We start from the raw sequence: 26423 nt of genomic DNA on the forward strand, positions 1-26423 counted from the left end.
TAGCGCATTGGAATACTGCGACGGAAACGGGTACAGCCCCGGCTGGCGCATGAAGGCTTCGAGCGCCGCGGCCGAAGGGCCGCTGCGGGCGATGCTGTTCGGGTCCTGCACGGGAGCCGGGCCGACGGTCGGAACCGGGAAAGTCAGGGACGGCGCTGGCAGTGTCGGGTCGAGTTTCTCCGTGCCGAATTCTTCGAACAGCAGCAGTTGTTGAGTGTACGGCTGCGCCCCAAACAATGGGCTGGGCTTGCCATTGGTGGGGATTTTGAATGAAGTTTGCAGGGCTGGCGGCAGCACGTTTTCGGTCGTTGGCGTGGTGCGGGTGCCGTACATACCATTGGGCAGGGCGATGGAACCCTGGTAGGTGGGAGGCATGGTCAGTATCGAATCCAGCGCAGCCTTGGGGTCGGCCGCCGGGTTGGTATACGCCGAAGGATCCGTTGGCGGCGGCTGGCTGACATCGTCAAGCGGTGCAGCGTTGGCGTTGCCGAAGCTGATGTTGATCAGCATCACAGCGGCGATGCCCGGTTTTCGGAAAAAACCGAGTGACTGGAGGTCAGGCATTTTTTTCATGTTGTTCCCCTCGGGGGCGCGCCGGTGTGGCAGACGTTCGCAATTCGCTTAATGCAAGAGGTGCGCCAATCGCGGGGAGATCAAGGGAGACAAAAACCTGATTGATATCAAAAGGCTGGCGGTTTGGACTTTAGTCGCCGCGCCGCAGTGGGTGGGAATCCTCAAAGATGGGGGGCTTCACCCACCTATTCCCCTCACTCACACCACAGACCGGCGTGATGGTGGACGCGTTCGCGAGCAGGCGAGCTCCCACAGAAGATCGAGGAGTGGGCAAAACCGCAGTCCCCTGAGGGAGCGGGCCTGATCGCGAAGAGGCAAGTTTATCCAGCACAAAGTGTGCCTGAGTCACTGCTGTCAGCTTCGAAAACGCAACGCCTTCAGCAGTAACGCAAGCGCCTGCGATGCGCATGGCTGATGAATGGGGGTTGTCCATCAGCCTTCGGACCGGACGCGTCAGGCGCGCTATGATAGGCGGCCCTTGCCTCCCGGAGTCCGTCACCGCAATGCCCCTGATCAGCCATTTCAAGACCCCGTGCCCCGAGCACATCAATAGCCAGATCCTGCAGATGGTGGTCGACAACCTGACCGACATCAGCATGGTCGCGATCCCGCCCAGCAACCTGCTGTACAACCTCTATCAATATGCGATCGGCTATGAGGTGCATCTGTATCTGGAGGCGCTGAACGGAGAAAAGGGCATTGCCGTGGAGTTGATCGTTGCCACTGACGAAGACGACCCGCAAAAGGTGATTGGCTTTTTGCTGTACCTGCCGGTGCAGGACGACCCCGAGGCTTGCGGCGTGGCGTACATGGCGGTACAGGCCGAATATCGGCGCCAGGGCGTGGCCCGGCGGATGCTGCGGGAGATGGTCGGCCGTTATCCCCATGCCGAGTTGACCTGTGCGGTGGCCAAGGTGCCGTATTTCGAAGCGATGGGCTTTCAGGTAGTGGGCGTGCGTGCGACCCAGGTGTTGATGAACACCCGCGACCACGCTACCGATGGCTTGATGGCGCTGCTGGACGTGGCGTCGATCTACAGCTCGCTGGAAGTGCGGCAGATTCATACCTACCTGCTGCAAAAGCACGGCAAGCGGGCCATGACCGACGCGGAAAAACAACGCGACCGGCATCTGGACCAGTTGACGCGCAAGGCTCAGGAGTTTGTGCGGGCGCGGTTGGGTGATGATGCGGTGCCGGTGTCTGGCCCCCGGTTGCGCCTGGTCTGATCGCACTCTCCCAAACACCACAAATCCCCCTGTGGGAGCGGCGGTGCGGCGATCCGACTTGCTCGCGAAGGCGGTGTGTCAGCCAACATTTATGGCGACTGAAACGACGCCTTCGCGGGCAAGCCCGCTCCCACAGGGATTGAGTTGTCCGCGAGAGAGCCGGTCAGCGTTTAGGCCAGCTTCACATTCATGGTGATCCGCGCCGTGAACACCTTCTTGCCCTCGGCATCGTGAATGTCCACCGGCACGATCTTGTCGCCTTCAGTGGTCCAGTCCACTGCATCCCCCGCGGCCACCGCCGTCACATCGCTCTTGGCCTTGGCCAGGTATTCCACGGTCATGCCTTTGGGAATCCAGCGTGCGCCGGCGGGAATGGAGACGTCGGTCATCATCCCGGCGGCCAGTTCGGCGGCGTTGCACATGGCAATCGCATGCACCGTACCCAAATGATTGGTGATCTCCCGGGCAAACGGCACATGCACGGTGGCAGAGCCTTTGCGCAAATCCTTGACCAGCGGGTTGATGCTGGAGAAATAGGGCGCCACCTGGCAGGCCATTTTGCTGAACCCTTCTGGCCCTGCGCTGTTGAACATGCTGAGGAACTGACTCATTTTTTTGCCTCTTGAGGATGACAGTTTGCAGAATATTCTTCCGTAACAGAATAATGTTCTGTAACGGAACAGTATTCTGTTGAAAGGAAATCTGTCAACCTAGCGCCACTTGTTCGCTGGCAACCACCAGCCTCCACCCATGACTTTCCCGGACTGTTTTTCAGCATGGATACCGCCGATCTACTCGAACGCTGCTACCCCGGACGACGCGCCGAACTCAAGCGCGACATCTTCAGAAAGGCCCTCGGCCTGTTCAACGAACAGGGGATCGAGGCCACGACTATCGAAATGATTCGCGCCGAATGCGATACCAGCGTGGGCGCGATCTATCACCATTTCGGCAACAAGGAAGGCCTGGTGGCGGCGCTGTTTTTTACCGCCCTCGATGATCAGGCCCGTTTGCGCGACAGCTACCTGGCTGACGCCAAAACCACTCAAGCAGGGGTGCATGCGCTGGTGCACAGCTATGTGGATTGGGTCGATAGCCAGCCGGAGTGGGCACGGTTCCAGTACCACGCACGGTTTGCCGTCACCAAGGGGCCGTTCAAGGATGAACTCGCCACCCGCAACAAGACGCGCAACAAGCAGTTGCTGGAGTGGCTGAGGGCACAGGGTAATGAGCTGGGGAGTTTTCCGGCGGAGTTGATACTGTCACTGATCGTCGGCCAGGCCGACAGCTACTGCCGCGCCTGGTTGTCGGGCCGGGTCAAGGGCAGCCCGAAGGCGTACCGGGACATGCTGGCGCAGGCGGCGTGGCGTTCGCTGTGCATCCCCCAACCCCAATGAAAATCCCCCCCTGTGGGAGCGGGCTTGCTCGCGAAGGCGTCATATCAGTCGCCAACCATGTTGGCTGACACACCGCCTTCGCGAGCAAGCTCGCTCCCACATTGGAGATGTGTTGATTGGAAAATGGTTTTTCAGAGGCAAAAAAAGAGCCTCAAAGCTCTTTGATGGGGAGGAAGTAGAGCCGAGAGGCTCAAGATGCGCATGAAGCAGGCGGTGAGCTTGGTAGGGGTTCAGTGCACTCACCACCTGCGCAGCGATTTGAGTCAACAAACGGCTGCGCAAGTTCATCGTAAAAAGACCAAGTGTTTCACTCAAGTACCACTAGTCGCATCCCCCGGCCAGCCGGCGCGGCGCAACGCCTTGAGCAACGTTTCGACATCCAGCCCTGGTACCGCATGCCCATTGCCTTCGGCGGTGTCGGCGGCGAGCAAGGCATTGATGATGGCTTCTTCCACGGCTTCGGTGGCGGCCAGGAACAGCTCGCTGATGTGGTCGTTGTTGACCATGCTCAGGTTGTCGGTGGTCGGCGCTTTCTTGCTCTCATAGGCGGCTGGTGGCACGTGATCGTTACCGGTGGCGAAGGCGATGAAGATGTCGCCGCTGTGGTCCTCATTACCGCCGCCGGTGCGGGCCAGGCCGAGGCTGGCGCGTTGGGCCAGGCGCGTGCACTGGTGTGGCAGCAACGGCGCATCGGTGGCCAGGCAGACCACGATCGAACCCATGCCCGGATGCGGTAACGAGGCCTTGAGGAATGGCGAATCGACCTGTTCCATGTAGCGCCCGACCGGATAACCATCGACGCGCAGTTCATGGCGGATGCCGTGGTTGGCCTGGACAATCGCCCCCACCGTCCAGCCGCCCTGGGCGCTGTTCAAGCGTCGCGACGCGGTGCCGATGCCGCCCTTGAACTCATGGCAGATCATGCCGCTGCCACCGCCGACATTGCCTTCGGTCACCGGACCGCCCGCCGCCGAACGCACGGCCTGGGCCACGTGTTCCGGCTTCACGTGAAAGCCGTTGATGTCGTTGAGCAAGCCGTCGAAGGTTTCCAGCACCACCGGCATGTTCCAGTAGAGACGCCCGTCATCGGGTTGCTGCTCGCGGTCGAGCACAATCAGCGCATCGCGTACCACACCCAGGCTATGGGTGTTGGTGAACGCGATGGGGCTGGTCAGCAAGCCCGCTTCGCGAATCCACTCCAGCCCTGTGGCATCGCCGTTGCCGTTGAGCACATGCACGCCGGCAAAGCACGGTTGCTGGCTGGTGGAACCGGCGCGCGGTTCGATGACGGTGACGCCCGTGAGGATGTCGCGGCCGTTGGTGGTGCGTCCTCGTACATTGCTGTGGCCGACCCGTACGCCGGGGACGTCGGTGATGGCATTGAGCGGGCCGGGTTGCAGTTGGCCGATCGGGATGTTCAGGTCGCGGGCGCGTGGTTTCATGGGTTTTCTCATCTTCGATTCGTGGCAGAAAAAATTGGCGGGGCGGATGCTTTACCTGTGGGAGCGGGCTTGCCCGCGATGGCGTCATGTCAGCCAACATCAATGCTGAATGTGCTGGCCTCATCGCGAGCAAGCTCGCTCCCACAGGGTTTTGTGGTGTCCTCGTCACTGACCGTTTTTGACCTTGCTCCAGATCCGCGTGCGCACGCGCTCGGTAGCCGGCGGCAGGGGCTGGAGGGTGAACAGGGTGGCCATGGCTTCGGCTGGCGGGTAGACGGCCGGGTTGCTGCGGGTCGCCTCGGCAACCAGCGTCGTGGCGCTGCGGTTGCCGTTGGGATAATTGAGGTGGTCGCTGACCGGGGCGATGACTTCAGGGCGCATCAGGTAGTCGATGAAAGCCATCCCTTGTTCCGGGTGCGGTGCGTCCTTGAGCAGCACCAGCGTGTCGAACCACACCGGCGCGCCTTCCTTGGGCAGGCTGTAGGCGATCTTCACACCGTTGCCGGCCTGCTCGGCGGTGGCCTTGGCTTCGAGCATCGCGCCGGACCAGCCGACCGCCACGCAGATGTTGCCATTGGACAGGTCGCTGATGAACTTCGACGAGTTGAAGTAGGCAATGTGCGGACGCAGCTTGAGCAGCAGTGCTTCGGCTTTTTTGTAGTCCTCGGGGTTAGTGCTGTTGGGTGGCAGGCCGAGGTAGTGCAGGGCGACCGGCAGCATCTCCGACGGCGAGTCGAGCATGGCCACGCCGCACTCGCCAAGTTTGGCCAGGTTCTCCTCCTTGAACACCAGGTCCCAGGAATCCACCGGCGCCTTGTCACCCAGCACCGCGCGCACTTTGTCGACGTTGTAGCCGATGCCGTTGGTGCCCCAAAGATACGGCACGGCGTACTGGTTGCCCGGATCGTTGTTGGCCAGTTTCGCCAGCAGATCGGCGTCCATGTTCTTGAAGTCCGGCATCTGCGCCCGGGGCAATGGCGCCAGGGCACCGGCCTTGATCAGGGTGGGCAGACTGAAATTGCTCGCCACCACCACGTCGTAGCCGCTGCGGCTGGTGAGCAGTTTGCCTTCGAGTACTTCGGCGCTGTCGAAGGTGTCGTAGACCGGTGCGATCCCGGTGTCACGCTTGAAATCCTGCAGGGTGGTGGGGCCGATGTAGTCGTACCAGTTGTATACGTGCACGGTCGGGGTTTCGACGGCAAAGGCCGACAGTGACACGGCCAGACAGGCGCCAAACCCCAGATTGAAATACAAGCGGTGACGACTCATGATGCGGCACTCCTGGCCTGCTATGGCCGGTGGTAATCAGGAGTTTGCAGCGTATCGACCGGGGTGGCCTTCACCCATTCCCATCATGGGTTACTCAAAAGGGGTAGTGCGTGGACGCGTTGTTGAAAGAGTTGCCGGTGCACCAGGGGCTGGCGCGGGTTTTCACGACGGTGGGGCGGGACGGTTTCTGGCGTGCGCTGGTCGATACCCTGCGCTTGCTGGTGCCGCTGGACAACGCCCTGGTGGCGCTGATGCGTCCGGGCCATGTGCCGCGCCTGCTGATTGATTTCGATGCCAAGGGCAGCAGTGATGAGCACGAAGAACTGGCGGACTACCGCGCCGGCATGTACCTGCTCGATCCGTTCTATCAAGCCGCCTGCGCGGGCATCGCCGACGGCTTGCACAGCCTCGAATCGGTGGCCCCCGACCAGTTCCAGCACAGCGAGTACTACCTGAGTTACTTCAGTACCGTGGTCGGTGGGGACGAGTTGCAGTTCATGGTCAACATCGACGGCGCCGTGCTCGGCCTGTCCCTCGGGCGTTCGACGCGCTTCAGCCTTGAGGAGCAGGGCCGCCTGCTGTGCGTGCGTGACTGGGTGCTGGCAGCGATGCGCCGACACCTGGATTTGCTGCCGCCGGAAGGGCCGGTCGCCGAACCACCGGCCGGCGATCTGGCGACCTTGCTCGATCGCTTCGACGCACGCCTGACGCTGCGGGAAATCGAAACCGCGCGCCTGATTCTCCAGGGCTTCTCCAGCAAGGCCATCGCCCAGCAAATGGGCATCTCCCCGGAGACAGTGAAAGTGCACCGGCGCAACCTCTATCACAAGCTCAATGTGAACGGGCATGGCGAGTTGTTTGCGCTGGTGTTGCAGCCGCGATAAGTCCGTTGACCCTGGTGACCATTCCGACGTCATCGCGAGCAGGCTCGCTCCCACAGGTGTTGTGAACGCCGCCAATCCAGTGTGGGAGCGAGCCTGCTCGCGAAACAAGCGACTCGGTGTTACTGCCGAAACACCAACGCCTTCAACCCACACTCGACATTGGCATCCGGAAACTCCGGCGGATTCTCCAGCCGCTGCTCGAACCGCAAGCTCGGGGCTTCGCGGGTCACGCCGTCAATGAGGAAGTCGGCACCAAATGCCGGGTCGTTCATGCACGCCAGCACGGTACCTTGCGGGCTGAGCAACTCCGGCAAACGGCGCAGCACGCGCTGGTAATCCTTGGTCAGCAAAAAGCTGCCTTTCTGGAACGACGGCGGGTCGATGATCACCAGGTCGTACGGGCCTTTGCCGATCACCTTGCCCCAGGACTTGAAAAGGTCGTGGCCGAGGAAACTCACTTTGCTCAAATCGTGGCCGTTGAGCCGGTGGTTGTCGCGACCACGGCTCAGGGCCGGGCTCGACATGTCGAGGTTGACCACGTGGGTCGCGCCGCCTTCGATGGCCGCCACCGAGAAACCGCAGGTGTAGGCGAACAGGTTCAATACCCGCTTGCCCTCGGCATTGGCCCGTACCCAGTCGCGGCCGTAGCGCATGTCGAGGAACAGCCCGGTGTTCTGTTTGCGGCCCAGGTCGACCCGGTACTTCAGGCCGCCCTCGGTGATGGTCATTTCCTCGATGACTTCCCCGAGCAGCCATTCGGTGGTGCTTTGCAGCAGGTAGCGATGTTGCAGCAACAGCGTATGGGCGCCGGATTTTGCCCACTGCCCAGACCGGGTGATCGCCATCAGCACCTGCTTCAAGTCTTCCAGTTGCTCAGCTTCCGGCTCCTTGAACAGCGCCACCAGCACCACACCTTGCAGCCAGTCCACGGTCACTTGCTCCAGCCCCGGCCAGCAGCGGCCACGGCCGTGGAACAGGCGGCGGGTTTCGGCAGGGGCGGCTGCCAGTGCCGTCAGCAAGTGGTCGTGAAGGGTGGCAAGGGCGTCTGTGTTCATTGGTCTGGGTCGGCAATTTGCGGGGGCGGCATTTAACCATAATTGCACAACCGGCGGACCACCACAGAACCCTGTAGGAGCGAGCTTGCTCGCGATAGCGGTGGGTCATTCAGCAGTTGTATCGCCTGACACGACGCCATCGCGAGCAAGCTCGCTCCCACAGGTTTTTCGGTGCTCGTTGTGAGCGAGTTATCACGTTTAATTTAACTTTACGTGAGGATTTGGCGATCTTCCGGCTCCCATAATCGGCTCCAACGAATAACAACCGGGAGCCGGACATGTCGCAGACCACTCCTTCACCCAAGTCCAGTCATCCACGCTGGCTACGCCTGACTCACTGGCTCAACGCCCTGGCGGTGCTGGTGATGGTTACCAGCGGCTGGCGCATCTACAACGCCTCGCCGATCTACGAATTCAGTTTTCCCAAGTCGATCACCCTCGGCGGCTGGCTTGGCGGCGCGCTGCAATGGCATTTCGCAGCGATGTGGTTCCTGGCGATCAACGGTCTGATCTACCTCGCCTTCAACCTGTTCAGCGGACGCCTGAAGCGGCGTTTCTTCCCGGTTTCGCCCAGAGGCGTGCTGCATGACCTGTGGGCCGCGTTGCGCGGAAAGCTCGGACACGCCGACCTCAGTCATTACAACCAGGTGCAACGAGTCGCCTACCTGTTCGTGATGGTCGATATCACGCTGCTGGTGCTCTCCGGGCTGGTGTTGTGGAAGTCGGTGCAGTTCCCGCTGTTGCGTGAATTGCTGTTCGGTTACGAAGGCGCGCGCCGTGTGCACTTCTTCGCCATGGCTTTATTGGTGGCCTTTGTGGCGGTGCATCTGCTGATGGTCGCGCTGGTTCCGAAAACGCTGTGGGCCATGATCGTCGGCCGCAAGGAGCAGGTATGAAAAAGCGCATTCAGGTACCCGGGCTGGACGAGGCTTCGATCCTGATCGACGCCCGCAAGATTCTCGCCCCACAGATCGAAGACCGCTCGCGCCGCTCGTTCCTGCTGCGCGGCCTGACCCTCGGCGGCGTGGCGATGTTGTCCGGTTGCAACATCACCGACAACGAAAGTGTCGAGACGGCGTTGTCGTCCATGTCGCGCTTCAATGACCGCGTGCAAGGCTGGCTGTTCAACCCCAACGCGATGGCGCCGACTTATCCCGAATCGATGATCACCCGGCCGTTTCCGTTCAATGCCTTTTACGGCATCGACGAGGCACCGACGGTGGAGGAGGAGGGCTATCGCCTGGAAGTCACCGGACTGGTCGCCGACAAGCGCAGCTGGCGCCTCGAAGAGCTGCGCGCCATGGCCCAGACCGAGCAGATCACCCGGCACATTTGCGTTGAAGGCTGGAGCGCGATCGGCCGTTGGGGCGGCGTGCGTTTCAGCGATTTCCTCAAGCGCATCGGCGCCGACACCGATGCCAAATACGTCGGTTTCAAATGCGCCGACGACTACTACACCAGCATCGACATGGCCACCGCGCTGCACGCGCAGACCCTGTTGACGCTGACCTGGGACGGCGCGGTGCTGCCGCGCGAATACGGCTTCCCGATGAAGCTGCGTATGCCCACCAAGCTTGGCTACAAGAACCCCAAACACATTCAGGCGATTTTCGTCAGCAACACCTACAGCGGCGGCTTCTGGGAAGACCAGGGCTACAACTGGTTTGGTGGCAGCTGATGAATGCCCGAAACATTCACCGTCCGCAAACCCGTGCTCCAAGGAGTTTCACCATGAAAAAGTTGACCACCGTTGTTCTGTCCATGTGCCTGGCCGTTGGCGCTGCCTCTGTGTTCGCTGCTGACACGATGAGCAACGACAGCATGAGCAAGGACTCGATGTCCAAGGACGCCATGTCCAAGGATGCGATGAAGAAAGATGCGATGAAGAAGACCGATTCGATGTCCAAGGACGCCATGAAAAAAGGCGATGCGATGTCCAAGGACGCGATGAAAAAAGGCGACTCCATGTCCAAGGACGCCATGAGCAAAGATGCGATGAAAAAGGACGCCACGTCGCAGTAATCCCAGGCAACCTCGGACCCTGTGGGAGCGGGCTTGCCCGCGAAGACGGACGCCCACCAGCTCATCAACAACAAAAAAGAGCGTTTGCAACCATGACTCATCATCACTGCCGCGTCTTCGCCAGCGTCCTGCTGCGCTCTTCGAACCCGAACATCTGCCACGCCAGGCCCTGTGCTTGCGTGTGCTGCTGAACACCCAAACACATCCCTCTGCGTCCCCAAGAGTAATGATCATGAAAGAACTCGACCTGTACATCGGTGAAGGTTTCGAAGGCCCGGGCGTGAACGCCGCGCACATCAACATCCTGATCGGCCCGCGCAACGGCCCGGCAGGGCAAGCGTTCGCCAACAGCCTGGCGTCGCCAAGCCAGGGTCACTGCCCGTTCATGGTGATCGCCCAGCCGAACATCCCGGTCAAGCCGATGACCCTGTATGTGAACAAGGCCGCGATCGGTAGCGACCTGCACGGCAACGCCACCTGGGGCGCGTCCCAGGCCGGCATCGCCAAGGCGGTTCTGGAAGCGTTGCTTGACGGCACCCTGCCGCCGGAAGCCGAGGACGAGTGGGCCATCGTGACGGCCAACTGGGTCAACCCGGCCTGCGATGACCTCGACGCCGTGTACCTGAACAACTACAACGCCTGCCGCACCGCGATCCGCGCCGCCCTGACCGGCAAACCGGAAACCGCGCAGCTCAAGGATGTGGTCGATCACATCAGCAACCCTTTCTACACGCCAAAAGCCTGAGGTCCGCGCCATGCAATACATTCGTTTGGGCAACTCCGGCCTCGAAGTCTCCCGCCTGTGCCTGGGCACCATGAACATGGGCACCCCGGACTGGAAACCGTGGATCTTCGATGAGAAGAAAAGCGAGCCGATCGTCAGGCACGCCCTGGACAACGGCGTGAACTTCATCGACCTGGCGGACTTCTATTCCGCTGGAGTCGGCGAGGAAGTGGTGGGGCGTATCGTCAAGCGCCTGGCCCGTCGTGAAGACCTGGTGATCACCACCAAGGTCGGCTACGGCACCCGCAGCGGCATCAACGCCAGCGGTCACTCGCGCAAGCACATCATGGACAGCATCGACGCCTCGCTCAAACGCCTGGACATGGATTACGTCGACGTCTTCATGTTGCACTACTTCGACATCAACACCCCGGTCGAAGAAACCATGAGCGCGATGAACGACATCGTGCGTTCCGGCAAGGCCCGCTACATTGGCGTGTCGACCATGCTCACCGGGCAACTGGCGAAAATCCTCATGGCTTGCGAGCGCAATGGCTGGGTCAAGCCGATCAACATGCAGCTGCAACTGAACTGCGCCTACCGTGAAGAAGAGCGCGAGATGATCCCGTTCTGTCGTGATCAGGGCCTCGGTGTCTCGGTGTTCAGCCCGTTGGCTCGCGGCCTGCTGACCGGTGACGCGCAGTCGACCCGCAATCAGACCGACTTCTTTACCCAGCAGATGTACAGCGACGAAGCCTCGTTCGAAATCGCCCATTCGGTGCAACGTGTCGCCCGTGCCCGTGGCGTGTCCAACGCGCAGATCGCCCAGGCGTGGGTGGCCAACCATCCGGGCGTGGATTGCATGCTGGTCGGCGCCGACACCACCGAACAGTTCGACAGTGCCCTGGCGGCCCTGGAAACCAGACTCGACGCCGAAGAGCTGCACGAGCTGGAACGCAACTACACGCCGTGCGACGTGATCAACGATTACACCGCTGGCAGGCGCATCCTGCGTACCGCCCGTCCGGGTCTGGAACGCTTCAACCTGACCGAGGCCGTGGCATGAGTACTTTGATCCGCCACGGCAATTTCATCGATGGGCAATGGTTAAGCGGTGAGGGGCCCAGCGGCGGTGCGACTTATCCGGTGCTGAACCCGGCCAACGGCGAGCTGATCGCCGAGGTGCAAAAGGCCGGTGCTGAAGAGACTGATTTGGCCATCGAAGCCGCCAACCGTGCATTGCCGGCGTGGCGCAAGCTGACCGCCAAGGAACGCAGCCAACGCCTCAAGCGCTGGAGCGAACTGATGCTGAGCAACCAGAAGGATCTGGCCACGCTGCTGAGTCGCGAACAAGGCAAGCCATTGGCTGAGGCCATGGGCGAAGTGGTGTATGCCGCGAGCTTCCTGGAGTGGTTCGCCGAAGAAGCCAAGCGTGCATATGGCGATGTGATCCCGAGCCACAAGGCCGATGCGCGGATCATCGTCACCAAGGAAGCCATCGGCGTGGTCGCGGCGATCACGCCGTGGAACTTCCCGCTGGCCATGGTCACCCGCAAGGTCGGCCCGGCGCTGGCCGCCGGTTGCACGATGATCCTCAAACCGTCGGAAGAAACCCCGCTGTCGGCCTTCGCGCTGGCGGTGCTGGCCGAGCAGGCCGGGATTCCGGCCGGTGTGTTCAACATCGTCTCCGGTGATGCCGTGGCGATTGGCGGTGCGCTGCAAGCGTCCAGCGTTGTGCGCAAGCTGTCGTTCACCGGCTCGACCCGCACCGGTAAATTGTTGATGCGCCAGGCCGCCGACACCTTGAAAAAGGTCTCGCTGGAACTGGGCGGCAACGCGCCGTTCATTGTGTTCGACGACGCCGATCTGGATGCAGCGGTCAAAGGCGCGATGGCCTCGAAGTTCCGCAATACCGGACAAACCTGTGTCTGTGTGAACCGCTTCTTCATTCAGGACGGTGTGTACGAAGCCTTCACCGGCAAACTCGCCGAAGCGGTTGCAGCGATGCGCGTCGGCAGTGCGTTGGACGGTGAAACCGAGCAAGGCCCGCTGATCAATGGCGCCGCACTGGCCAAGGTCGAGCTGCACGTGAGCGACGCGGTGGAGAAGGGCGCCAAAGTCCTGTGTGGTGGCCGTCGTCATGCGCTGGGCGGCACGTTCTACGAGCCGACCATCCTCGCCGAAGCCAACAGCGAGATGCTGATCGCCCAGGATGAAACCTTTGGCCCGGTGGCGGCCTGCTTCCGTTTCAAGGACGAAGCCGAAGTGCTGCAAAAGGCCAACGACACGCCGTTCGGTTTATCGGCCTATTTCTACAGCCGTGACATCGGTCGCGTGTGGCGCATGGCCGAAGGGCTGGAAGCGGGCATGGTCGGGATCAACGAAGGGATCATTTCCACGGAAGTGGCGCCGTTCGGCGGCATCAAGGAATCGGGCCTGGGTCGCGAAGGATCGAAGTACGGTCTGGATGACTACCTGGAAATCAAATACCTGTTGATGGGTGGTTTGTAAGGACGTACGCCGCCCCCTGTAGGAGCGAGCCTGCTCGCGATGGACTTGAGAACTCCGCGGGGTGTCAGGCTCCCCGCGATATCGTTGACGTCCATCGCGAGCAGGCTCGCTCCTACAGGAGTTACACGTTTCATTTCTCCGTCAATAACAACAATTGGAGATTTACATGTCCGTACAACCGGTAAAAATCGACGACCTGCCCATTGGCCGCTTTCACATCAAGATCGCCGGCCTGACCTTGAGCCAGGCGGGCAAGGCGCAGAGTCCTGTGGAGGGTGGTTCGACGGTGGCAGTGAAAGTGGCTGCCCGGGTCTAACTGACTGTCGAAGATCCAAATGTGGGAGCGGGCTTGCTCGCGAAAGTGCTGTGTCAGGCGATACAAATGTCGACTGACACTCCGATTTCGTGAGCAAGCCCGCTCCCACAAGGGGGATGTTGGTGTATCAGGGATTGCTGACCAGTCCCAACCACTCGGTAAACAACCGCACCTTCGACAGGCCCTGCTTGTCATTCGCCACATCCAGCCAATAGCCATAGGGCCCGGCCACTTCCACCGGGGTGATCGGCAGCAGGCTGCCATTGGCCAGTTCCTTTTCGATCATCTGCCGGTCGATCACCGCCAGCCCACCGCCCGCCAGTGCGGTGTGGATCACCTGGTCCAGGGTGCTGAATTCCAGCCCTTGCCCGGCATCGATGTCGTCCCGGCCCATGGCTGCCAGCCAGTTCTCCCAGACCTTCAGGCGTTTGCCGTCGTGCAGGATGTGCAGCAATGGAAATTGCCGCAGGTCCGGCGGCTGCTCGCCATTGAACAACTCCGGACTGGCCACGGCGATGTGCCGCTCCATCACCAGTAACCGACTGCTGCAATGGCTGGCGGCTTCGAGGCCGAAGCGGATATGGCAGTCGATTTCCGCAAGACTCTCGTGGCCCATCTGGTTGGTCACGCTGAGGTTGATGTCGGGATAGCGCTGAACGAACGCTCGCAGGTGCGCCGACAGCCAGCGTGTCGCCCAGGTGGGCGGCGCGACAATGCGCAGGCGTTGGCGCAGATTGGGCACGCGTACCGCTTGCAGGGCGCGTTCGATATGGTCGAAGGCTTGCGCCAGATGCGGCGAGAGGGCGGTGCCGGTTTCGGTCAGGGTCAGGCCCTGGGGCGTGCGGACGAACAGCGCGACGCCGAGGTAGTCTTCAAGCTGTTTGATCTGCCGGCTGACGGCGCCCTGGGTGACGTTCAGTTCCAGGGCCGCCTGGCTGAAACTGCGATGCCGCGCGACCTCTTCGAAGACGCGCAGCATGTTGAGCGAGGGCAGTTGACGCATGGGAGGGGGCTCATTTCTGAAGTGTTTTGTAGCGTCTATCTGACTATTGGCAACGAGCCGATGCAAGTGTTGTTTGGGCTGACGCCATCGCGGGCAAGCCCGCTCCCACAGGTTCTTTGGTGTGCACAGATTTTTTGTACGACGCGGACATTGTGGGAGCGGGCTTGCCCGCGATGGCGTCCTCATGGACGCCAAAACCTTCGGATCAGAAGTAATACCCGATGTTCACGTACAACTGATTCTCCCACTGATCAGTCCCACCCGCCCCAAGGCTCTGGGTATAGCTGCTGCGGCCAATGTACGGATCGTTCTTGCCGAACAGCCATTCGGTGTAGACCCACAATTTGCTGACCGCGAACGAGGTGCCGAGGATCATCCGTTGGGAGGTCTTGAAATCATCGGCGGATTTGTCGAAGGCGCTGTAGTTGGCGTAGAGCTTGACCCCGCTGACCTGGTCGAACAGGTACTTGCCGGCCACGTCATAGCTGAGGTCCGCCACGTACAGGTTGCCGCGGCTGGCGACGTTGTAGGTGCCGTCGTAACCACCGAGGGTCACCAGTTCATCAGTGCCGGGGTTGCGCGGTGACATCTGCTGCCGCGCCGCCTGCAACTGCACGCCCCAAGGGCCGTTCTTGCCCAGGTAGTGCACGGCCACGGCATTGCGCCGGCCGTCGTTATCGGTGTCCCTGTTCTGAATGCTCGACGTCAGGCCGGAAACACCGACCTCGGACTTCCACGGCCCCAGGTCCAGCGCCTTGGCCACCCGCAGCACCACGGTGTTGCGTTCCTGGTTGTCGCTACCGTCGGCCACATAGCTATCGGCTTCCGACACCACGCTGGAGTAGGTGACGCCGTTGCTGGTGCCCTTGCCTTGCCAGGCCGGACGCAGGTAGTAACCGGCCTGGACGTTCCAGTCACCGCTTTGCTGGATGTACTTGGCGCCGACCTGTTGCACATCTTCCAGGCCGATGACGTTGCCCAGGGTTTCGTAGAAGGTGCTGCCGAAGTACGGCTGCAAACCGAACGGCACCGTGTTCAGGCCCACTTGCACCTGCTGGTCGGGGTTGAACTTGTAGCCGGCCCACGCGTACTTGGCGAACTGGATGTCGCCGTAGTTTTTGGTGTACTGGTAGGGGTAGGAGCGACCGTAGAAACGGTACTGGGCCTCACCGATCCAGGTATCGGAGTTGTACTTGGCGCTGAGAAACACGGTGTCGAGGCCGAACTTCTGGATGTCGCGGTCCGGGTCGTAGTCCCAGCGGGCACGGACGGCGCCACCGAGGTCGAGGTTGTCGGTGACCTGGACCGCCATGGCCGGTGCTGCCAGGGCGCCAAGCACCGGTATCAAGGCCATGCAATGGATAGCGCGAAGGGTAGGTGTGCGCAAAGTCTTACTCCCGTTTTTTGATTTTTGTTGGCAACAGCAACCCCGGCCGCAGCGAATGCTGCAGCGTGGGGGAAAGGGTTTTCCGGGCCGATGGCCTAGGGGCGGATCAGTCTCAACGCTGGGCTATCGACAGGGGTGGCCGGTATCGCCGAAGCGCCGGGGGCCGCCGCCAAAAGCGTCTGGGTGTAGCTGTTGTGCGGTCGCAGCAGCACCTGTTCGGCAGTGCCGTACTCGACCACTTCGCCCTGACGCATCACCGCGATGTAGTCGCTGATCTGCGCCGCCACCCGCAGGTCGTGGGTGATGAACAGGATGCTCAGGTTCAATCGTTGTTGCAGTTCGGCGAGCAACTCCAGCACCTGCTTTTGCACCGAGACATCGAGGGCCGAAACGCTTTCGTCGGCGATCAGCACTTGCGGGCGCATCGCCAAGGCCCGGGCGATGCCGATGCGCTGGCGCTGACCTCCGGAAAACTGCCGTGGCTTGCGCTTGAGCGCGTCGCGCTTGAGCCCGACCTGCTCGAGCAAATCACCGGCCTCAGCCCAGGCATCCTTGGCCGACAAACCACGCAACTGCGCCGCGCGAGCAATGATGTCGCCGACCCGGTGGCGTGGATTGAGCGAGCCATAAGGGTCCTGGAAAATCATCTGGATGCGCCGCCGATTGGCCGCCAGCTCCGCGCCGCGCAAGGCCAGGAAATCGGTGTCGCCGACCCAGACGTGACCGCTGTCGCTGTCCACCAGGCGAATCGCCGCCTTGACCAGGGTGCTCTTGCCCGAGCCGGACTCGCCGACGATGGCCAGGGTCTTGCCCCGTGGCAATTGCAGCGAGACATCCCGCAGCGCCGCCACCGAGCGACCACCGACGTTGTAGGTCTTGTTCAAATGCTCGATGCGCAACGCCAGTTCGCCGTCGGCGCTGGGTACGTGCAATTCCGGGTGCAACGCCGGCACTGCCGCAATCAATTTGCGTGTGTACGGGTGCGCCGGGGCGTTGAGCACCTGGTCGCGCTCACCGATTTCCACCAGTCGTCCACCCTCCATCACTGCAATGCGGTCGGCGATCTCCGCGACCACTCCGAAGTCGTGGGTGATGAACAGAATCCCGTGCTGGCCGCGCCCGCGCAGTTCGCGCACCAGTTTCAGCACTTGCGCCTGGGTGGTGACGTCCAGCGCCGTGGTCGGTTCGTCGGCGATCAGCAGGTCCGGGTTCATCGCCAGGGCCATGGCGATTACCACACGCTGGCATTGGCCACCGGAGAGCTGGTGGGGAAAGCTGTTGGCGATCCGTGGCGGGTCGGGCAAATGGGTCGAGTCGAGCAGAGCGAGCATGCGTTCGCGGCGCTCGGCGGCAGGCATTTGCGGTGCATGAATGTCGAAGATTTCTTCGACTTGCCGGCCGATTCGGATCGCCGGGTTCAGTGACGCCATGGGTTCCTGAAAGATCATGGCGATGCGATTGCCGCGCAGCTGACGCAAGGCATCGTCCGGCATGCGGCAGATGTCGTCGCCGAGAAAATCAATCACCCCTTCGCTGTGGCGCAGGCCTTTGGCGTAGTCGCCCATGATCGCCGCCGACAGCACGGATTTACCCGAGCCGGACTCGCCGATCACGCAGAGGATTTCACCCTTGCGCACATCCAGGCTGATGCCGTGCACGGCGTGGCTGCGGTCGGCGCCGGCCGGCAGTTCAATGGAGAGGTTCTCCACGCGCAGCACTTGTTGCAGGTTCTGTGGGTTGTTCATGCTCAGCTCCTTGCGCCTTTCTGGGCGTGTTCGTCCAGACCGTCCGCCAACAGGCTCAGGCCCAGCATCAGGGTGGAGATGGCAATGCACGGGAAGATCACCAGGTGCGGGAAGGCGATGGCCATGCTGCGGCCTTCGTTGATCATGCCGCCCCAGTCCGGGGTCGGCGGTGGCAGGCCGAGGCCGAGGAAACCGAGGGCGCCGATCATGATCGCGGTGTAGCCGATGCGCAGGCAGAAATCGACGATCAGCGGCCCGCCGCAGTTGGGCAGGATTTCCACCAGCATGATGCGCAACGAGCCTTCGCCCTGGGTGATGGCGCTGAGCACGTAGTCCCGGGAGCGGATGTCGATGGTCAGGGCGCGCATGATGCGAAAGATCGCCGGGGCGCTGGTGAAGGTCACTGCTATCAAAATATTCAGCGCCGAAGCACCGAGGGCGATGATGATCACGATGTACAGCACCAGCACCGGGAACGACAGCACGGTGTCGGCGACATAAGACAGGAAAGCGTCGACCTTGCCATTGAAGTAACCGGCGCACAGGCCCATGGCAATGCCCACGGTGAACGCCGTCAACGTGGCGAGGATCGACCAGAACAGCACGGTACGGGTGCCCCAGACCAGCCGCGAAAGAATGTCCCGGCCAATCATGTCGGTGCCCAGCAGGAAGCTCTGGCCGCTGGGGTCAGCGGTCATCGGCGTCATCAGCGGGGAAAAGCTTGCCAGTGGATCATGGGGTGCCAGCCATGGCGCAAACGCGGCGATCAGCACCCAGCCACCCACCAACAGCATGCCGAGCAGGGCTAAAGGATGTTTGAACGATTGCAGGAAGCTCATTGGCCACCTCCGCCAAGACTGCGCAAGGTGATGCGCGGGTTGAGCCAGGTGTAGGCCAGGTCGGAAAAGATTTTGGTCGCGCCAACCACTGCACCACTGATCATGGCGCAGGCTTCGATCAGGTACACGTCGTGGTTCAGTGAGGCGGTGTACAGCAACGAGCCAAAGCCTTTGTAGGCGAAGAACACCTCGACCACGATCACGTTCGACAGCAGCCACGGGATGTACAGCATGATCACCGTGATCGGCGCGATCAGCACATTGCGCAGGGCATGGCGCAGCACGATGCGCGAAGTCGACGCACCCTTGAGGCGAGCGGTGCGGATGTATGGCGCCTGCATCACTTCGACCATCGAAGCGCGGGTGATGCGGGCCAGATAGCCGATGCCGAACAGGCACAGGACCATCAGCGGCAGGGCCAGTTCGGCGGCGTTGAAGCCGTCGCTCATACTGCTCACGCCCGGCAGCCAGTTGAGCCAGAAGACGAAGATCGCCGAGACGAACACCGCGCTGGCGAAGTCCGGAATCGAAGTGGTGACAATCGACAGAAATGACACCAGGCGGTCCACCGGCGAACCCTGGCGAATGCCCGCCAGAATGCCCAGGGTCAGGGCCACCGGCACCATCACCAGCAAGGCCAGCCCGGCAAGGATCAGGGTTTGCCCGAGGTTGGGCAGCAACAGATTGATCACCGGCTCACGAAAGTGCACCGAGGTGCCCCAGTCGCCGCTGACGAAGTCTTTCAGCCACACCAGATAGCGCCACAGGAACGGCTGGTTGTAGCCATGTTCCACCAGCCACGTGGCGCGCTGGTCGGCGGCGGAGTAGGGGCCGAGGACGTTGATCGCCACGTCCTCGATGTTCAGTTCCAGGGCGACAAACACGATCAGCGACACTGACAACAGGGTCGCGATCAACGCCATCAATTTGCGTAACAGAAATTCAGCCATGCTTGCAGGCTCCGGCTAATCAAGGGATGCCGGCCCGCCGCACCGGTCGGTGGGCGGGCACATGTGGGGCTGCGCGTCAGGCGCTCAGCCAGACTTCATCCATTGGGTAGAAGTCCGAAGGGTGAACCTTGAAGCCCTGGACCTTCTTGCTGGTGGCGGTGAACTTGTCACCCCAGAACGGCTGCACCATCACGGCGGCGTCCTGCAGGATGCGCTCGACGTCCTGCATCGCCAGGGCGCGTTGTTTCGGATCGATGATGCCCATGGCCTTGTCCAGCGCGGCGTCGAACGCCGGGTCGCTGTAGTGGCTTTCGTTCCAGGCGGCGCCGCTGCGGTAGGCCAGCTCCAGGGACATCACGCCCAGCGGGCGGTGTGCCCAATAGGTCAGGCTGAACGCCGCTTTGTCCCAGATCGGCCAGTACTGGGTGGCCGGGATCACTTTGAGGTTGATGCGGATGCCGGCTTCCAGGCAGTTCTGTTGCAGGATCTGCGCGCAGTCCTGTTCGTAGCGGCCCTGGGTGTTGCCGACGATCAGGTCGATTTCGATGCCATTCGGGTAACCGGCTTCGGCCAGCAGCTTTTTCGCCCCGGCGACATCCCGCTCGCGCTTGGGTAGCGGCGAATATTCCGGGTGGGAAGGGGCGACGTGGTGGTCTTCACCGAGGGTGCCAATGCCGCGATAGGCGATCTTCAGCATTTGCGCGTTATCGGCACACAGCACCACGGCTTTGCGGATGCGCACATCGGTAAACGGTTTCTGGTCGCAGGCCATGCGCATGACCACGGTTTGTGCCGACTTGCAGCTGAGCAATTGGGCACCCGGCAAGCGTTTGGCCAGGTCCAGTTCGGCGACGGTGACGCGGTACAGCACGTCGACTTGACCGGCCTGCAACGCTGCCAGATGGGTGGAAATGTCGGTGCCCATGTCGACGTAGCGCAGTTCGTCGAGGTTGGCCGGTTTGCGCCAGTAGTCCGCGCGTTTGGCGAAGGTGGCTTGCTTGTTGACCGCGAATGAAACCAGCTTGAACGGGCCGGTGCCGATCGGGTTTTTGGTCCAGTCGTCGCCGGCCTTGAAGCTGCGGTGAACGAGGGTGCAGGTGAAGGCGCTGAGCATTTCCGGGACGGCCAGGATCGGGCGCTTGAGCACCAGGCGGAATTGGTACGGGCCGGTTTTCTCGAAGGCTGCAACGTCCTGGAATGCGGTGCGGTTGACCGACTTGGAGTCGGCGGCGATCCAGCGATTGATGTTGTGCTCGACGTCATCCGAGGTGAACTCGTCGCCGTTGCTCCACTTGACGCCTTGGCGCAGGTTGAAGGTCCAGACCTTGAGGTCTTCGGACGGGCTCCAACTCTCGGCCAGGTACGGGTGAGTGATGTTCTCGGCATCGACCCAGGTCAGGAATTCCAGGGAATTACGCAGCAGGTTCGACGCTTCGATCCAGGTGATCAGCATCGGGTCCTGGATTTCCTGGATGGCGCAGGCAAAACGCAGGCTGCCGCCCTGGCGCGGTGGCTGATCCTCGGCGGCGAATGCCGAATCACCGAGCAGCGCCGAACCGATAAAGGTGCTGGCGCTGGCCACGGTGACGCCCAGCAGGGCGGCGGTGCGCAGGAATTGCCGGCGATTGATCTCGCCGCTTTTGATCTGGGCGCAAAGGTCGTTTACCGCTGGATGCGGCAGGGCGCCGTCCAGAGTCTTTAACTCGTCGAGATGGGGCATGGGGCAGCTCTCATGTTGTTTTTATTCGAGATGGCCGCAGTTTTGTCAGGGGGGCAAAGAACGACAAACGATAAAATCAGCGCGGAAACGTTCGATAAATGCATGTTACTGGCGCAGGGCAGTGCCAGCGCTTGAAATAGAAGGGCTGGACACAACCCCTGTGGGAGCGAGCTTGCTCGCGATGGCGGTGTGTCAGTTGACTTTTATGTGTCAGAAATTACGCCATCGCGAGCAGGCTCGCTCCTACAGAAGAGCCATACGTGGTGAAGTCTGAATTGTCCTACACAACACAAAAATGCATGTTACTGCGGAAATTTCCTGAAATGCGTGGGATGCTTATGTCCAGGTCAGCCTTCAACGAGAGCCCTTCATGAAACGTAAAATGCCCGGCCTGAATGCCCTCAAAGCCTTCGAAGTGGCCGGCAGCACCGGCAGCTTCACCCGGGCCGCCGAATTGCTCAATGTCACCCAGAGCGCGGTCAGCCGCCAGGTGCGTCAGCTCGAAGAGCAACTGGGCGAGAGCCTGCTGGAGCGGCGGCATCATCACCTCGACCTGACCAGTGCCGGCCGGGTACTGTTGCGGGCGCTGCACCAGTCGTTCGACAAGATCGAGCTGACGGTGCGCAGCATCCAGCAGAAAACTCATTCCAACCGTCTGCACATCAACGCGCCACCGACCTTCACCAGCCGCTGGTTGATGCCGCGCCTTGGGCGCTTGCGCGAGCAGCATCCGGAGCTGGAATTGAGCATCACTACGCGCTTGCAGGACAGCCTGGCGGAGACCAGCACACTGGATTGTGCGATCCGTTTCGGCGATGGCGAATGGGACGGGCTGGACAGTTCGCTGCTGATACAGGAGCGGCATATCGCGGTGTGCGCGCCGTCCCTGTATGCGCGGGAGTGGAGTGAGCAGGGCCTGGACCTCAATCGGCTGACGCTGCTGCATGTGCTGGCCCGGGAAGACCAGCGCTACCTGACCTGGAAACACTGGCTGGACGCGGCCCGCATCAGTGGTGTCGACACTCAGGGAGGTTATGAATTCGACCTGCTGGACCTGGCGATCCAGGCTGCCACCGATGGCCTGGGGATCACCATTGCCGACTGGCACATGGTTGCCTCGGAACTGGCCAGCGGGCAGTTGACCCAGGTGTTGAATGTGCACGTCGACGGGCATCAATCCTACTGGCTGGTGACCCGGCCGGAGCAGACCGAGATGCCGCAATTGCAGGTCTTCAGCCAGTGGCTGCAGGAGGAAGTCTGGTTGGCGCAAAGGCAGTTGGAGCCCTCTACCGCTGCTGTCTAGTCACCGCTGAACCCCTTGTGGGAGCGGGCTTGCTCGCGAAGGCGTAGTGTCAGACACCAGCTCTTCATTGAACCGGTCAGCGATGCGCTGATCGCGGTCTACAACCCCGCGACCGAAGCGCTGGTAGGCCACGTCTCGGCGGCCACGGCCGATGAAGCCACGGCGGCGGTCGAAGCGGCCCAGGCAGCACAAAAAGTATGGGGCAAGCTCACCAGCATTGAACGCGCCGATTACTTGCGCTCCTTCGCTGATGCTCTCGAGGCCCGCGCGGTCAACATCGGTGAGGCCCTCGCCGCCGAATCCGGCAAGAGCGTGGCCGACGCCAGCAACGAAGCCCGTTACGCGGCGCAGATCACCCGCTATCACGCTGAATGGGCGCGCCGTATCGAAGGCGAGATCATTCCCAGCGACTCCCCGAACGAAAACCTGTTCCTGCACCGCGAGCCGATTGGCGTGGTCGCGTGCCTGATTCCGTTCAACTACCCGGTCTACACCCTGCTGCGCAAAATCGCCCCGGCGCTGATCGCCGGCAACACAGTGGTCGTGCGCCCAAGTAACAACACGCCGACCTCGGCCTTTGAAATCGCCAAGGCTGTGCAGCAATCCGGCCTGCCGGCGGGCGTGGTGAACATCCTGACCATGGACCACGGCACCGCCGCGGTCGTCTGCACCCATAAAGCCGTGGGCCTGATCACCCTGACCGGCAGCGTCAATGCCGGGCGCATCGTGCTCGATTACTGCAAGGCCAATATCGCCAAGCCGTCCCTGGAACTGGGCGGCAAGACCCCGGCGATCATCGAGGCCGATGCCGACCTCGAAGCGGCCGCCAGTGCCATCGTCGCTTCCAAGACCACCCACTGCGGCCAGTTGTGCACGGCGGTGGAGCGGGTCTATGTGCAGGAAAGCGTCTACGACAAATTCCTCGGCCTGCTGAAAGAGAAAATCAGTGCGGTGAAATTCGGCGACCGCGCCACCGATGCCAGCCTGATGGGGCCATTGGTCAACGCCAGTTCGCAGCAGAACATCCACGCCATGGTCGAGCGCGCCATTGCCGATGGTGCGGTGCTGGAAACCGGCGGCGTGCTGCCTGAAGGCAAGGGCCATTTCTATCCGCCGACCCTGCTCAGCGGCTGCCGTCAGGACATGGAAATCATCCAGGAAGAAATCTTCGGCCCGGTGCTGCCGGTGCTCAAGTACCGCGACATCGACGAAGCGCTGGCCATGGCCAACGACCACCAGTTCGGCCTGTCGTCGGTGCTCTACACCGAGAACTACCGCACCGCACAGAAAGTCGCCAACGCCATCGAGGCCGGCGAACTGTACGTCAATCGCACCCCGGCCGACCCGTACCAGGGCTTCCACGCCGGCTGGAAACGCTCGGGCCTGGGCGGTGATGACGGCAAGCACGGCATGCTTGAATTCACCCAGACCCGATTGGTGGTGATGAAGTACTGATTTACCCGGAGCACCCCTCTCGCTTATGTGGGAGCGGGCGTGCACTCGATGTCCAAGCAAGCATCCACTGCTGCCGCTGTTCAGGGTTCGAACGCGGGTCTAAAAAGCCACAGTGACAAGGGAAGTCGTTATTTCCAACTGATGCTGTTGGTGCTCGCCGCCGGTGCGATCTACCCGATCCTGTACCTGCGCCAGGTCTACCAGACCACCATGCTCGAAGTGTTCCAGATCAACCACAGTGAACTGGGTTATCTGTACTCGATGCTGGGCACGATCTTCCTGTTGTCGTATCTGCCCAGCGGCTGGCTGGCGGATCGCATCGCACCACGCTTTCTGATTTTCTTCTCGCTGGTGGCTACCGGCGCCCTGGGCCTGTGGTACTCCACCGCGCCGTCGATGACCGGCCTGATGATCATCTTCGGTTGCTGGGGCCTGACCACCGGTTTGACCTTCTGGGCCTCGGTGCTCAAGCGGGTGAAGATGATTGCCCATCACTCCGAGCAAGGCCGCTTCTTCGGCATCCTCGACGGCGGTCGCGGTCTGGTGGAAGCCTTGCTGGCGACGGTTGCCCTGGGCCTGTTCGCCTTCGCCACCGAAACCCGTGGCGAGTCGGCGGCCGAAGGCTTCAAGCACGTGGTTTACCTCTATGCCTTCACCTGTATCGCCATCGGTTGTGTGCTGGTGCTGATCAAGGATCCGAAGTCGATGGAAGACACGGCGGCGGTGGAGAAGGGCAAGTTCAATCTGCTCAGCGACCTGGCCACCCTGGTGAAAATCCCTGAACTTTGGCTGGTTACCGCCATTGTGTTCTGCGGTTACCACATCTTCTGGGCCACCTACAGTTTCTCCGATTACCTGCAGGGCGGCGGCATGACCGCGGTCATGGCCGGCACCATCACCACCATCAAGTTGTGGATGCGCCCCATCGGCGGCATCGGCGGCGGCTGGCTGGGCGACAAGTTCTCCAACATTTCGGTACTGGTCGTCGCGTTGTTCCTCGCGTCCCTGGCGATGATCGGCCTGATCGTGTTCCCGGCCCTCAACAACCTGGGCCTGCTGATCGGGACGGTGATTTTCATCGGCCTGATGACCTACGCCATTCGCGGGCTGTACTGGGCGATTCTCGATACCTGCAACATCCCGCTGCGCATCACCGGCCTGGCCATCGGCATCGTCTCGGTGGTGGGTTACCTGCCGGATGCCTTCATTCCCTTGATCAATGGCTACCTCACCGAGCATTTCCCCGGTGCCTTTGGCTACAAGCTGTATTTCGGCTACATCGCATTCGTCGGCCTGCTCGGGACCCTGGCAGCCCTGACACTGCGCGCACGGATCAATCGTCATTCTTTGAACAAGCCAACTTTGAACAAGACAGGTGCCTGAGATGAAAATCGTCGCCCTTGAAACCCATATCGTTGCCGTTCCACCACCGCACATCGGCGGGATGTACTGGCTTTTCGTCAAGCTCAAGACCGACTGCGGCATCGAAGGCGTCGGTGAAATCTACGCCGCGACCTTTGGCCCCAAGGCCATGGTGCCGATCATCGAAGACGTGTTCGAACGCTACCTGCTGAACCAGGACCCGCACCACATCGAACGTTTTTTCCGCCAGGCTTATTCGAGCGGCTTCACCCAGCGCCCGGACCTGACCATGATGGGCGTGGTCAGCGGCCTGGAGATGGCCTGCTGGGACATCATCGGCAAGGCGGCGAACAAACCGGTGTACGAGTTGCTCGGCGGCAAGGTCCACGAAAAGCTGCGTTCCTACACCTACCTGTACCCGGTCAACAGCAAGGGTGAGTACGACTACGACGACCCGGACCTGGCCGCCGAGTGCGCCATCGAGAACATGAACAAAGGCTTCACCGCCGTGAAGTTCGACCCGGCAGGCCCGTACACCGCGTATTCCGGTCACCAGATTTCCCTGGAAGTGCTGGAGCGCTGCGAGACCTTCTGTCGCAAGATCCGCGAAGCGGTGGGTGACAAGTGCGATTTGCTGTTCGGCACCCACGGGCAAATGGTGCCGTCCTCGGCGATCCGCCTGGCCAAGCGCCTGGAGAAGTACGACCCGCTGTGGTTCGAAGAGCCGGTGCCGCCAGGCCAGGAAGACGCGATGGCGCAAGTCGCGGCCAAGACCAGCATCCCGATTGCCACCGGTGAACGCCTGACCACCAAGTACGAATTCTTCAAGTTGCTGCAGGCCGGGGGCGCGTCGATCCTGCAAATGAACGTCGCACGCTGCGGTGGCCTGCTGGAAGCGAAGAAGATCGCGAGCATGGCCGAGGCGTATTACGCGCAGATCGCCCCGCACCTCTACAACGGTCCGATTGGCGCGGCGGCGAGTTTCCAGCTGGCGACGTGCACACCGAACTTCCTGATCCAGGAAAGCATCATGACCTGGGGCGGTTTCCATGCCGAAGTCCTGAGCAAACCCTTGCAGTGGGAGGACGGCTACATCATCCCGTCCACCGAGCCGGGCCTTGGCGTGGAGCTGAACATGGATGTGGTGCGCAAGCATTCGCCGTACACCGGTTCACGCCTGCACCTGCAAATGGCGCCGACCCCGGCTGACGTCAAAGACACATCGCCGGCCAGGGGCTGA

The 26423-nt window shown here is 61.6% G+C and carries 24 protein-coding genes and 1 pseudogene; 14 read left to right on the plus strand and 11 right to left on the minus strand.

Annotation, left to right across the window (positions count from 1 at the left end):
• Positions 1 to 573, minus strand: a pseudogene (locus tag AB4Z35_RS26010) (copper oxidase); the annotation flags it as partial.
• Between the two features lie 503 nt (positions 574 to 1076).
• Between AB4Z35_RS26010 and AB4Z35_RS26015 the strand changes: the two are divergent.
• Positions 1077 to 1799 carry a GNAT family N-acetyltransferase gene (locus AB4Z35_RS26015; RefSeq protein WP_442100214.1) on the plus strand — a complete coding sequence of 241 codons (723 nt, stop codon included), beginning with the start codon at positions 1077 to 1079 and terminating at the stop codon, positions 1797 to 1799.
• 170 nt (positions 1800 to 1969) lie between these two features.
• Here AB4Z35_RS26015 and AB4Z35_RS26020 read toward each other — a convergent pair whose 3' ends face one another.
• Entirely contained in the window at positions 1970 to 2410 is a 441-nt protein-coding gene (locus AB4Z35_RS26020; RefSeq protein WP_442100215.1) for a hotdog fold domain-containing protein, read from the minus strand.
• A gap of 165 nt (positions 2411 to 2575) precedes the next feature.
• On the opposite strand from AB4Z35_RS26020, the gene AB4Z35_RS26025 reads away from it, so the two are divergent.
• On the plus strand, positions 2576 to 3196 hold the full coding sequence (locus AB4Z35_RS26025) for a TetR/AcrR family transcriptional regulator (RefSeq protein WP_442100217.1): 621 nt from the start codon (positions 2576 to 2578) through the stop codon (positions 3194 to 3196).
• 311 nt (positions 3197 to 3507) lie between these two features.
• On the opposite strand, the gene AB4Z35_RS26030 is transcribed toward AB4Z35_RS26025, so the two are convergent.
• Positions 3508 to 4638, minus strand: coding sequence for a DmpA family aminopeptidase (locus AB4Z35_RS26030; protein ID WP_442100219.1), 1131 nt, complete (start codon positions 4636 to 4638; stop codon positions 3508 to 3510).
• Positions 4639 to 4803: 165 nt separating this feature from the next.
• Positions 4804 to 5907 (minus strand): extracellular solute-binding protein, encoded by a 1104-nt coding sequence (locus AB4Z35_RS26035; RefSeq protein ID WP_442100220.1) that lies wholly within the window; start codon positions 5905 to 5907, stop codon positions 4804 to 4806.
• Positions 5908 to 6017: 110 nt separating this feature from the next.
• Between AB4Z35_RS26035 and AB4Z35_RS26040 the strand changes: the two genes are divergently transcribed.
• On the plus strand, positions 6018 to 6791 hold the full coding sequence (locus AB4Z35_RS26040; RefSeq protein WP_442100221.1) for a helix-turn-helix transcriptional regulator: 774 nt from the start codon (positions 6018 to 6020) through the stop codon (positions 6789 to 6791).
• Between the two features lie 119 nt (positions 6792 to 6910).
• Here the strand turns inward: AB4Z35_RS26040 and AB4Z35_RS26045 are convergent, their stop codons facing one another.
• Positions 6911 to 7846, minus strand: a complete 936-nt coding sequence (locus AB4Z35_RS26045; RefSeq protein ID WP_442100222.1) for a class I SAM-dependent methyltransferase — start codon at positions 7844 to 7846, stop codon at positions 6911 to 6913.
• Positions 7847 to 8124: 278 nt separating this feature from the next.
• On the opposite strand from AB4Z35_RS26045, the gene AB4Z35_RS26050 reads away from it, so the two are divergent.
• The 7 genes from AB4Z35_RS26050 (at position 8125) to AB4Z35_RS26080 (ending at position 13419) form a co-directional block, all read left to right on the plus strand.
• Positions 8125 to 8742: a cytochrome b/b6 domain-containing protein gene (locus AB4Z35_RS26050; protein ID WP_442100223.1), complete on the plus strand. Its 618-nt coding sequence runs from the start codon at positions 8125 to 8127 to the stop codon at positions 8740 to 8742.
• Positions 8739 to 9524, plus strand: coding sequence for a molybdopterin-dependent oxidoreductase (locus AB4Z35_RS26055; protein ID WP_442100224.1), 786 nt, complete (start codon positions 8739 to 8741; stop codon positions 9522 to 9524). Before AB4Z35_RS26050 ends, AB4Z35_RS26055 begins: the two co-directional genes overlap by 4 nt.
• Positions 9525 to 9577: 53 nt before the next feature.
• The gene (locus tag AB4Z35_RS26060) at positions 9578 to 9868 is read left to right on the plus strand and encodes a pentapeptide MXKDX repeat protein (protein ID WP_442100225.1); all 291 of its coding nucleotides are present in this window, start codon (positions 9578 to 9580) and stop codon (positions 9866 to 9868) included.
• A 232-nt stretch (positions 9869 to 10100) separates the two neighbouring features.
• Positions 10101 to 10613, plus strand: a complete 513-nt coding sequence (fae, locus tag AB4Z35_RS26065; protein WP_007984954.1) for a formaldehyde-activating enzyme — start codon at positions 10101 to 10103, stop codon at positions 10611 to 10613.
• A gap of 10 nt (positions 10614 to 10623) precedes the next feature.
• A complete protein-coding gene (locus AB4Z35_RS26070; RefSeq protein ID WP_442100227.1) occupies positions 10624 to 11658 on the plus strand; it encodes an aldo/keto reductase in 1035 nt (344 codons plus the stop codon).
• Positions 11655 to 13103 carry an NAD-dependent succinate-semialdehyde dehydrogenase gene (locus AB4Z35_RS26075; RefSeq protein WP_442100229.1) on the plus strand — a complete coding sequence of 483 codons (1449 nt, stop codon included), beginning with the start codon at positions 11655 to 11657 and terminating at the stop codon, positions 13101 to 13103. Before AB4Z35_RS26070 ends, AB4Z35_RS26075 begins: the two co-directional genes overlap by 4 nt.
• A 166-nt stretch (positions 13104 to 13269) precedes the next feature.
• Positions 13270 to 13419, plus strand: coding sequence for a hypothetical protein (locus tag AB4Z35_RS26080; RefSeq protein ID WP_442100312.1), 150 nt, complete (start codon positions 13270 to 13272; stop codon positions 13417 to 13419).
• A 127-nt stretch (positions 13420 to 13546) separates the two neighbouring features.
• Here AB4Z35_RS26080 and AB4Z35_RS26085 read toward each other — a convergent pair whose 3' ends face one another.
• From AB4Z35_RS26085 to AB4Z35_RS26110, 6 genes are all read right to left on the minus strand, one after another.
• Entirely contained in the window at positions 13547 to 14422 is an 876-nt protein-coding gene (locus AB4Z35_RS26085; protein WP_442100231.1) for a LysR substrate-binding domain-containing protein, read from the minus strand.
• A 205-nt stretch (positions 14423 to 14627) separates the two neighbouring features.
• Positions 14628 to 15776 carry a hypothetical protein gene (locus AB4Z35_RS26090; protein WP_442100306.1) on the minus strand — a complete coding sequence of 383 codons (1149 nt, stop codon included), beginning with the start codon at positions 15774 to 15776 and terminating at the stop codon, positions 14628 to 14630.
• Positions 15777 to 15904: 128 nt separating this feature from the next.
• On the minus strand, positions 15905 to 17554 hold the full coding sequence (locus AB4Z35_RS26095) for a dipeptide ABC transporter ATP-binding protein (RefSeq protein WP_442100233.1): 1650 nt from the start codon (positions 17552 to 17554) through the stop codon (positions 15905 to 15907).
• A gap of 2 nt (positions 17555 to 17556) precedes the next feature.
• The gene (locus AB4Z35_RS26100) at positions 17557 to 18393 is read right to left on the minus strand and encodes an ABC transporter permease (RefSeq protein ID WP_442100234.1); all 837 of its coding nucleotides are present in this window, start codon (positions 18391 to 18393) and stop codon (positions 17557 to 17559) included.
• Positions 18390 to 19343 (minus strand): ABC transporter permease, encoded by a 954-nt coding sequence (locus AB4Z35_RS26105; RefSeq protein ID WP_442100236.1) that lies wholly within the window; start codon positions 19341 to 19343, stop codon positions 18390 to 18392. Before AB4Z35_RS26105 ends, AB4Z35_RS26100 begins: the two co-directional genes overlap by 4 nt.
• Before the next feature lie 76 nt (positions 19344 to 19419).
• The gene (locus AB4Z35_RS26110; protein ID WP_442100238.1) at positions 19420 to 21063 is read right to left on the minus strand and encodes an ABC transporter substrate-binding protein; all 1644 of its coding nucleotides are present in this window, start codon (positions 21061 to 21063) and stop codon (positions 19420 to 19422) included.
• A gap of 370 nt (positions 21064 to 21433) precedes the next feature.
• Here AB4Z35_RS26110 and AB4Z35_RS26115 point away from each other — a divergent pair, with 370 nt between their 5' ends.
• The 4 genes from AB4Z35_RS26115 to AB4Z35_RS26130 are packed head-to-tail and all read left to right on the plus strand — an operon-like array spanning position 21434 to position 26423.
• On the plus strand, positions 21434 to 22366 hold the full coding sequence (locus tag AB4Z35_RS26115) for a LysR substrate-binding domain-containing protein (protein ID WP_008049949.1): 933 nt from the start codon (positions 21434 to 21436) through the stop codon (positions 22364 to 22366).
• A gap of 15 nt (positions 22367 to 22381) precedes the next feature.
• Positions 22382 to 23821: an aldehyde dehydrogenase gene (gene aldA / locus AB4Z35_RS26120; RefSeq protein WP_442100240.1), complete on the plus strand. Its 1440-nt coding sequence runs from the start codon at positions 22382 to 22384 to the stop codon at positions 23819 to 23821.
• Between the two features lie 48 nt (positions 23822 to 23869).
• Complete coding sequence (locus AB4Z35_RS26125; RefSeq protein ID WP_442100242.1) at positions 23870 to 25204, plus strand: MFS transporter; 1335 nt, start codon at positions 23870 to 23872, stop codon at positions 25202 to 25204.
• A gap of 1 nt (position 25205) precedes the next feature.
• A complete protein-coding gene (locus AB4Z35_RS26130; RefSeq protein WP_442100244.1) occupies positions 25206 to 26423 on the plus strand; it encodes a mandelate racemase/muconate lactonizing enzyme family protein in 1218 nt (405 codons plus the stop codon).

Source organism: Pseudomonas sp. KB_15 (assembly GCF_052114525.1).
GTDB lineage: Bacteria > Pseudomonadota > Gammaproteobacteria > Pseudomonadales > Pseudomonadaceae > Aquipseudomonas.

Excerpts from the sequence above, each read along its gene's own strand:
- AB4Z35_RS26020 (WP_442100215.1), bottom strand. The coding sequence starts at position 2,410 with ATGAGTCAGTTCCTCAGCATGTTCAACAGCGCAGGGCCAGAAGGGTTC.
- AB4Z35_RS26115 (WP_008049949.1), top strand. The coding sequence starts at position 21,434 with ATGAAACGTAAAATGCCCGGCCTGAATGCCCTCAAAGCCTTCGAAGTG.
- AB4Z35_RS26125 (WP_442100242.1), top strand. The coding sequence starts at position 23,870 with ATGTCCAAGCAAGCATCCACTGCTGCCGCTGTTCAGGGTTCGAACGCG.
- AB4Z35_RS26075 (WP_442100229.1), top strand. The coding sequence starts at position 11,655 with ATGAGTACTTTGATCCGCCACGGCAATTTCATCGATGGGCAATGGTTA.
- AB4Z35_RS26085 (WP_442100231.1), bottom strand. The coding sequence starts at position 14,422 with ATGCGTCAACTGCCCTCGCTCAACATGCTGCGCGTCTTCGAAGAGGTC.
- AB4Z35_RS26130 (WP_442100244.1), top strand. The coding sequence starts at position 25,206 with ATGAAAATCGTCGCCCTTGAAACCCATATCGTTGCCGTTCCACCACCG.
- fae (WP_007984954.1), top strand. The coding sequence starts at position 10,101 with ATGAAAGAACTCGACCTGTACATCGGTGAAGGTTTCGAAGGCCCGGGC.
- AB4Z35_RS26100 (WP_442100234.1), bottom strand. The coding sequence starts at position 18,393 with ATGAGCTTCCTGCAATCGTTCAAACATCCTTTAGCCCTGCTCGGCATG.
- AB4Z35_RS26080 (WP_442100312.1), top strand. The coding sequence starts at position 13,270 with ATGTCCGTACAACCGGTAAAAATCGACGACCTGCCCATTGGCCGCTTT.
- AB4Z35_RS26090 (WP_442100306.1), bottom strand. The coding sequence starts at position 15,776 with ATGGCCTTGATACCGGTGCTTGGCGCCCTGGCAGCACCGGCCATGGCG.
- AB4Z35_RS26045 (WP_442100222.1), bottom strand. The coding sequence starts at position 7,846 with ATGAACACAGACGCCCTTGCCACCCTTCACGACCACTTGCTGACGGCA.
- AB4Z35_RS26050 (WP_442100223.1), top strand. The coding sequence starts at position 8,125 with ATGTCGCAGACCACTCCTTCACCCAAGTCCAGTCATCCACGCTGGCTA.
- AB4Z35_RS26110 (WP_442100238.1), bottom strand. The coding sequence starts at position 21,063 with ATGCCCCATCTCGACGAGTTAAAGACTCTGGACGGCGCCCTGCCGCAT.
- AB4Z35_RS26030 (WP_442100219.1), bottom strand. The coding sequence starts at position 4,638 with ATGAAACCACGCGCCCGCGACCTGAACATCCCGATCGGCCAACTGCAA.
- AB4Z35_RS26035 (WP_442100220.1), bottom strand. The coding sequence starts at position 5,907 with ATGAGTCGTCACCGCTTGTATTTCAATCTGGGGTTTGGCGCCTGTCTG.
- AB4Z35_RS26025 (WP_442100217.1), top strand. The coding sequence starts at position 2,576 with ATGGATACCGCCGATCTACTCGAACGCTGCTACCCCGGACGACGCGCC.
- AB4Z35_RS26055 (WP_442100224.1), top strand. The coding sequence starts at position 8,739 with ATGAAAAAGCGCATTCAGGTACCCGGGCTGGACGAGGCTTCGATCCTG.
- AB4Z35_RS26070 (WP_442100227.1), top strand. The coding sequence starts at position 10,624 with ATGCAATACATTCGTTTGGGCAACTCCGGCCTCGAAGTCTCCCGCCTG.
- AB4Z35_RS26095 (WP_442100233.1), bottom strand. The coding sequence starts at position 17,554 with ATGAACAACCCACAGAACCTGCAACAAGTGCTGCGCGTGGAGAACCTC.
- AB4Z35_RS26105 (WP_442100236.1), bottom strand. The coding sequence starts at position 19,343 with ATGGCTGAATTTCTGTTACGCAAATTGATGGCGTTGATCGCGACCCTG.
- AB4Z35_RS26060 (WP_442100225.1), top strand. The coding sequence starts at position 9,578 with ATGAAAAAGTTGACCACCGTTGTTCTGTCCATGTGCCTGGCCGTTGGC.
- AB4Z35_RS26015 (WP_442100214.1), top strand. The coding sequence starts at position 1,077 with ATGCCCCTGATCAGCCATTTCAAGACCCCGTGCCCCGAGCACATCAAT.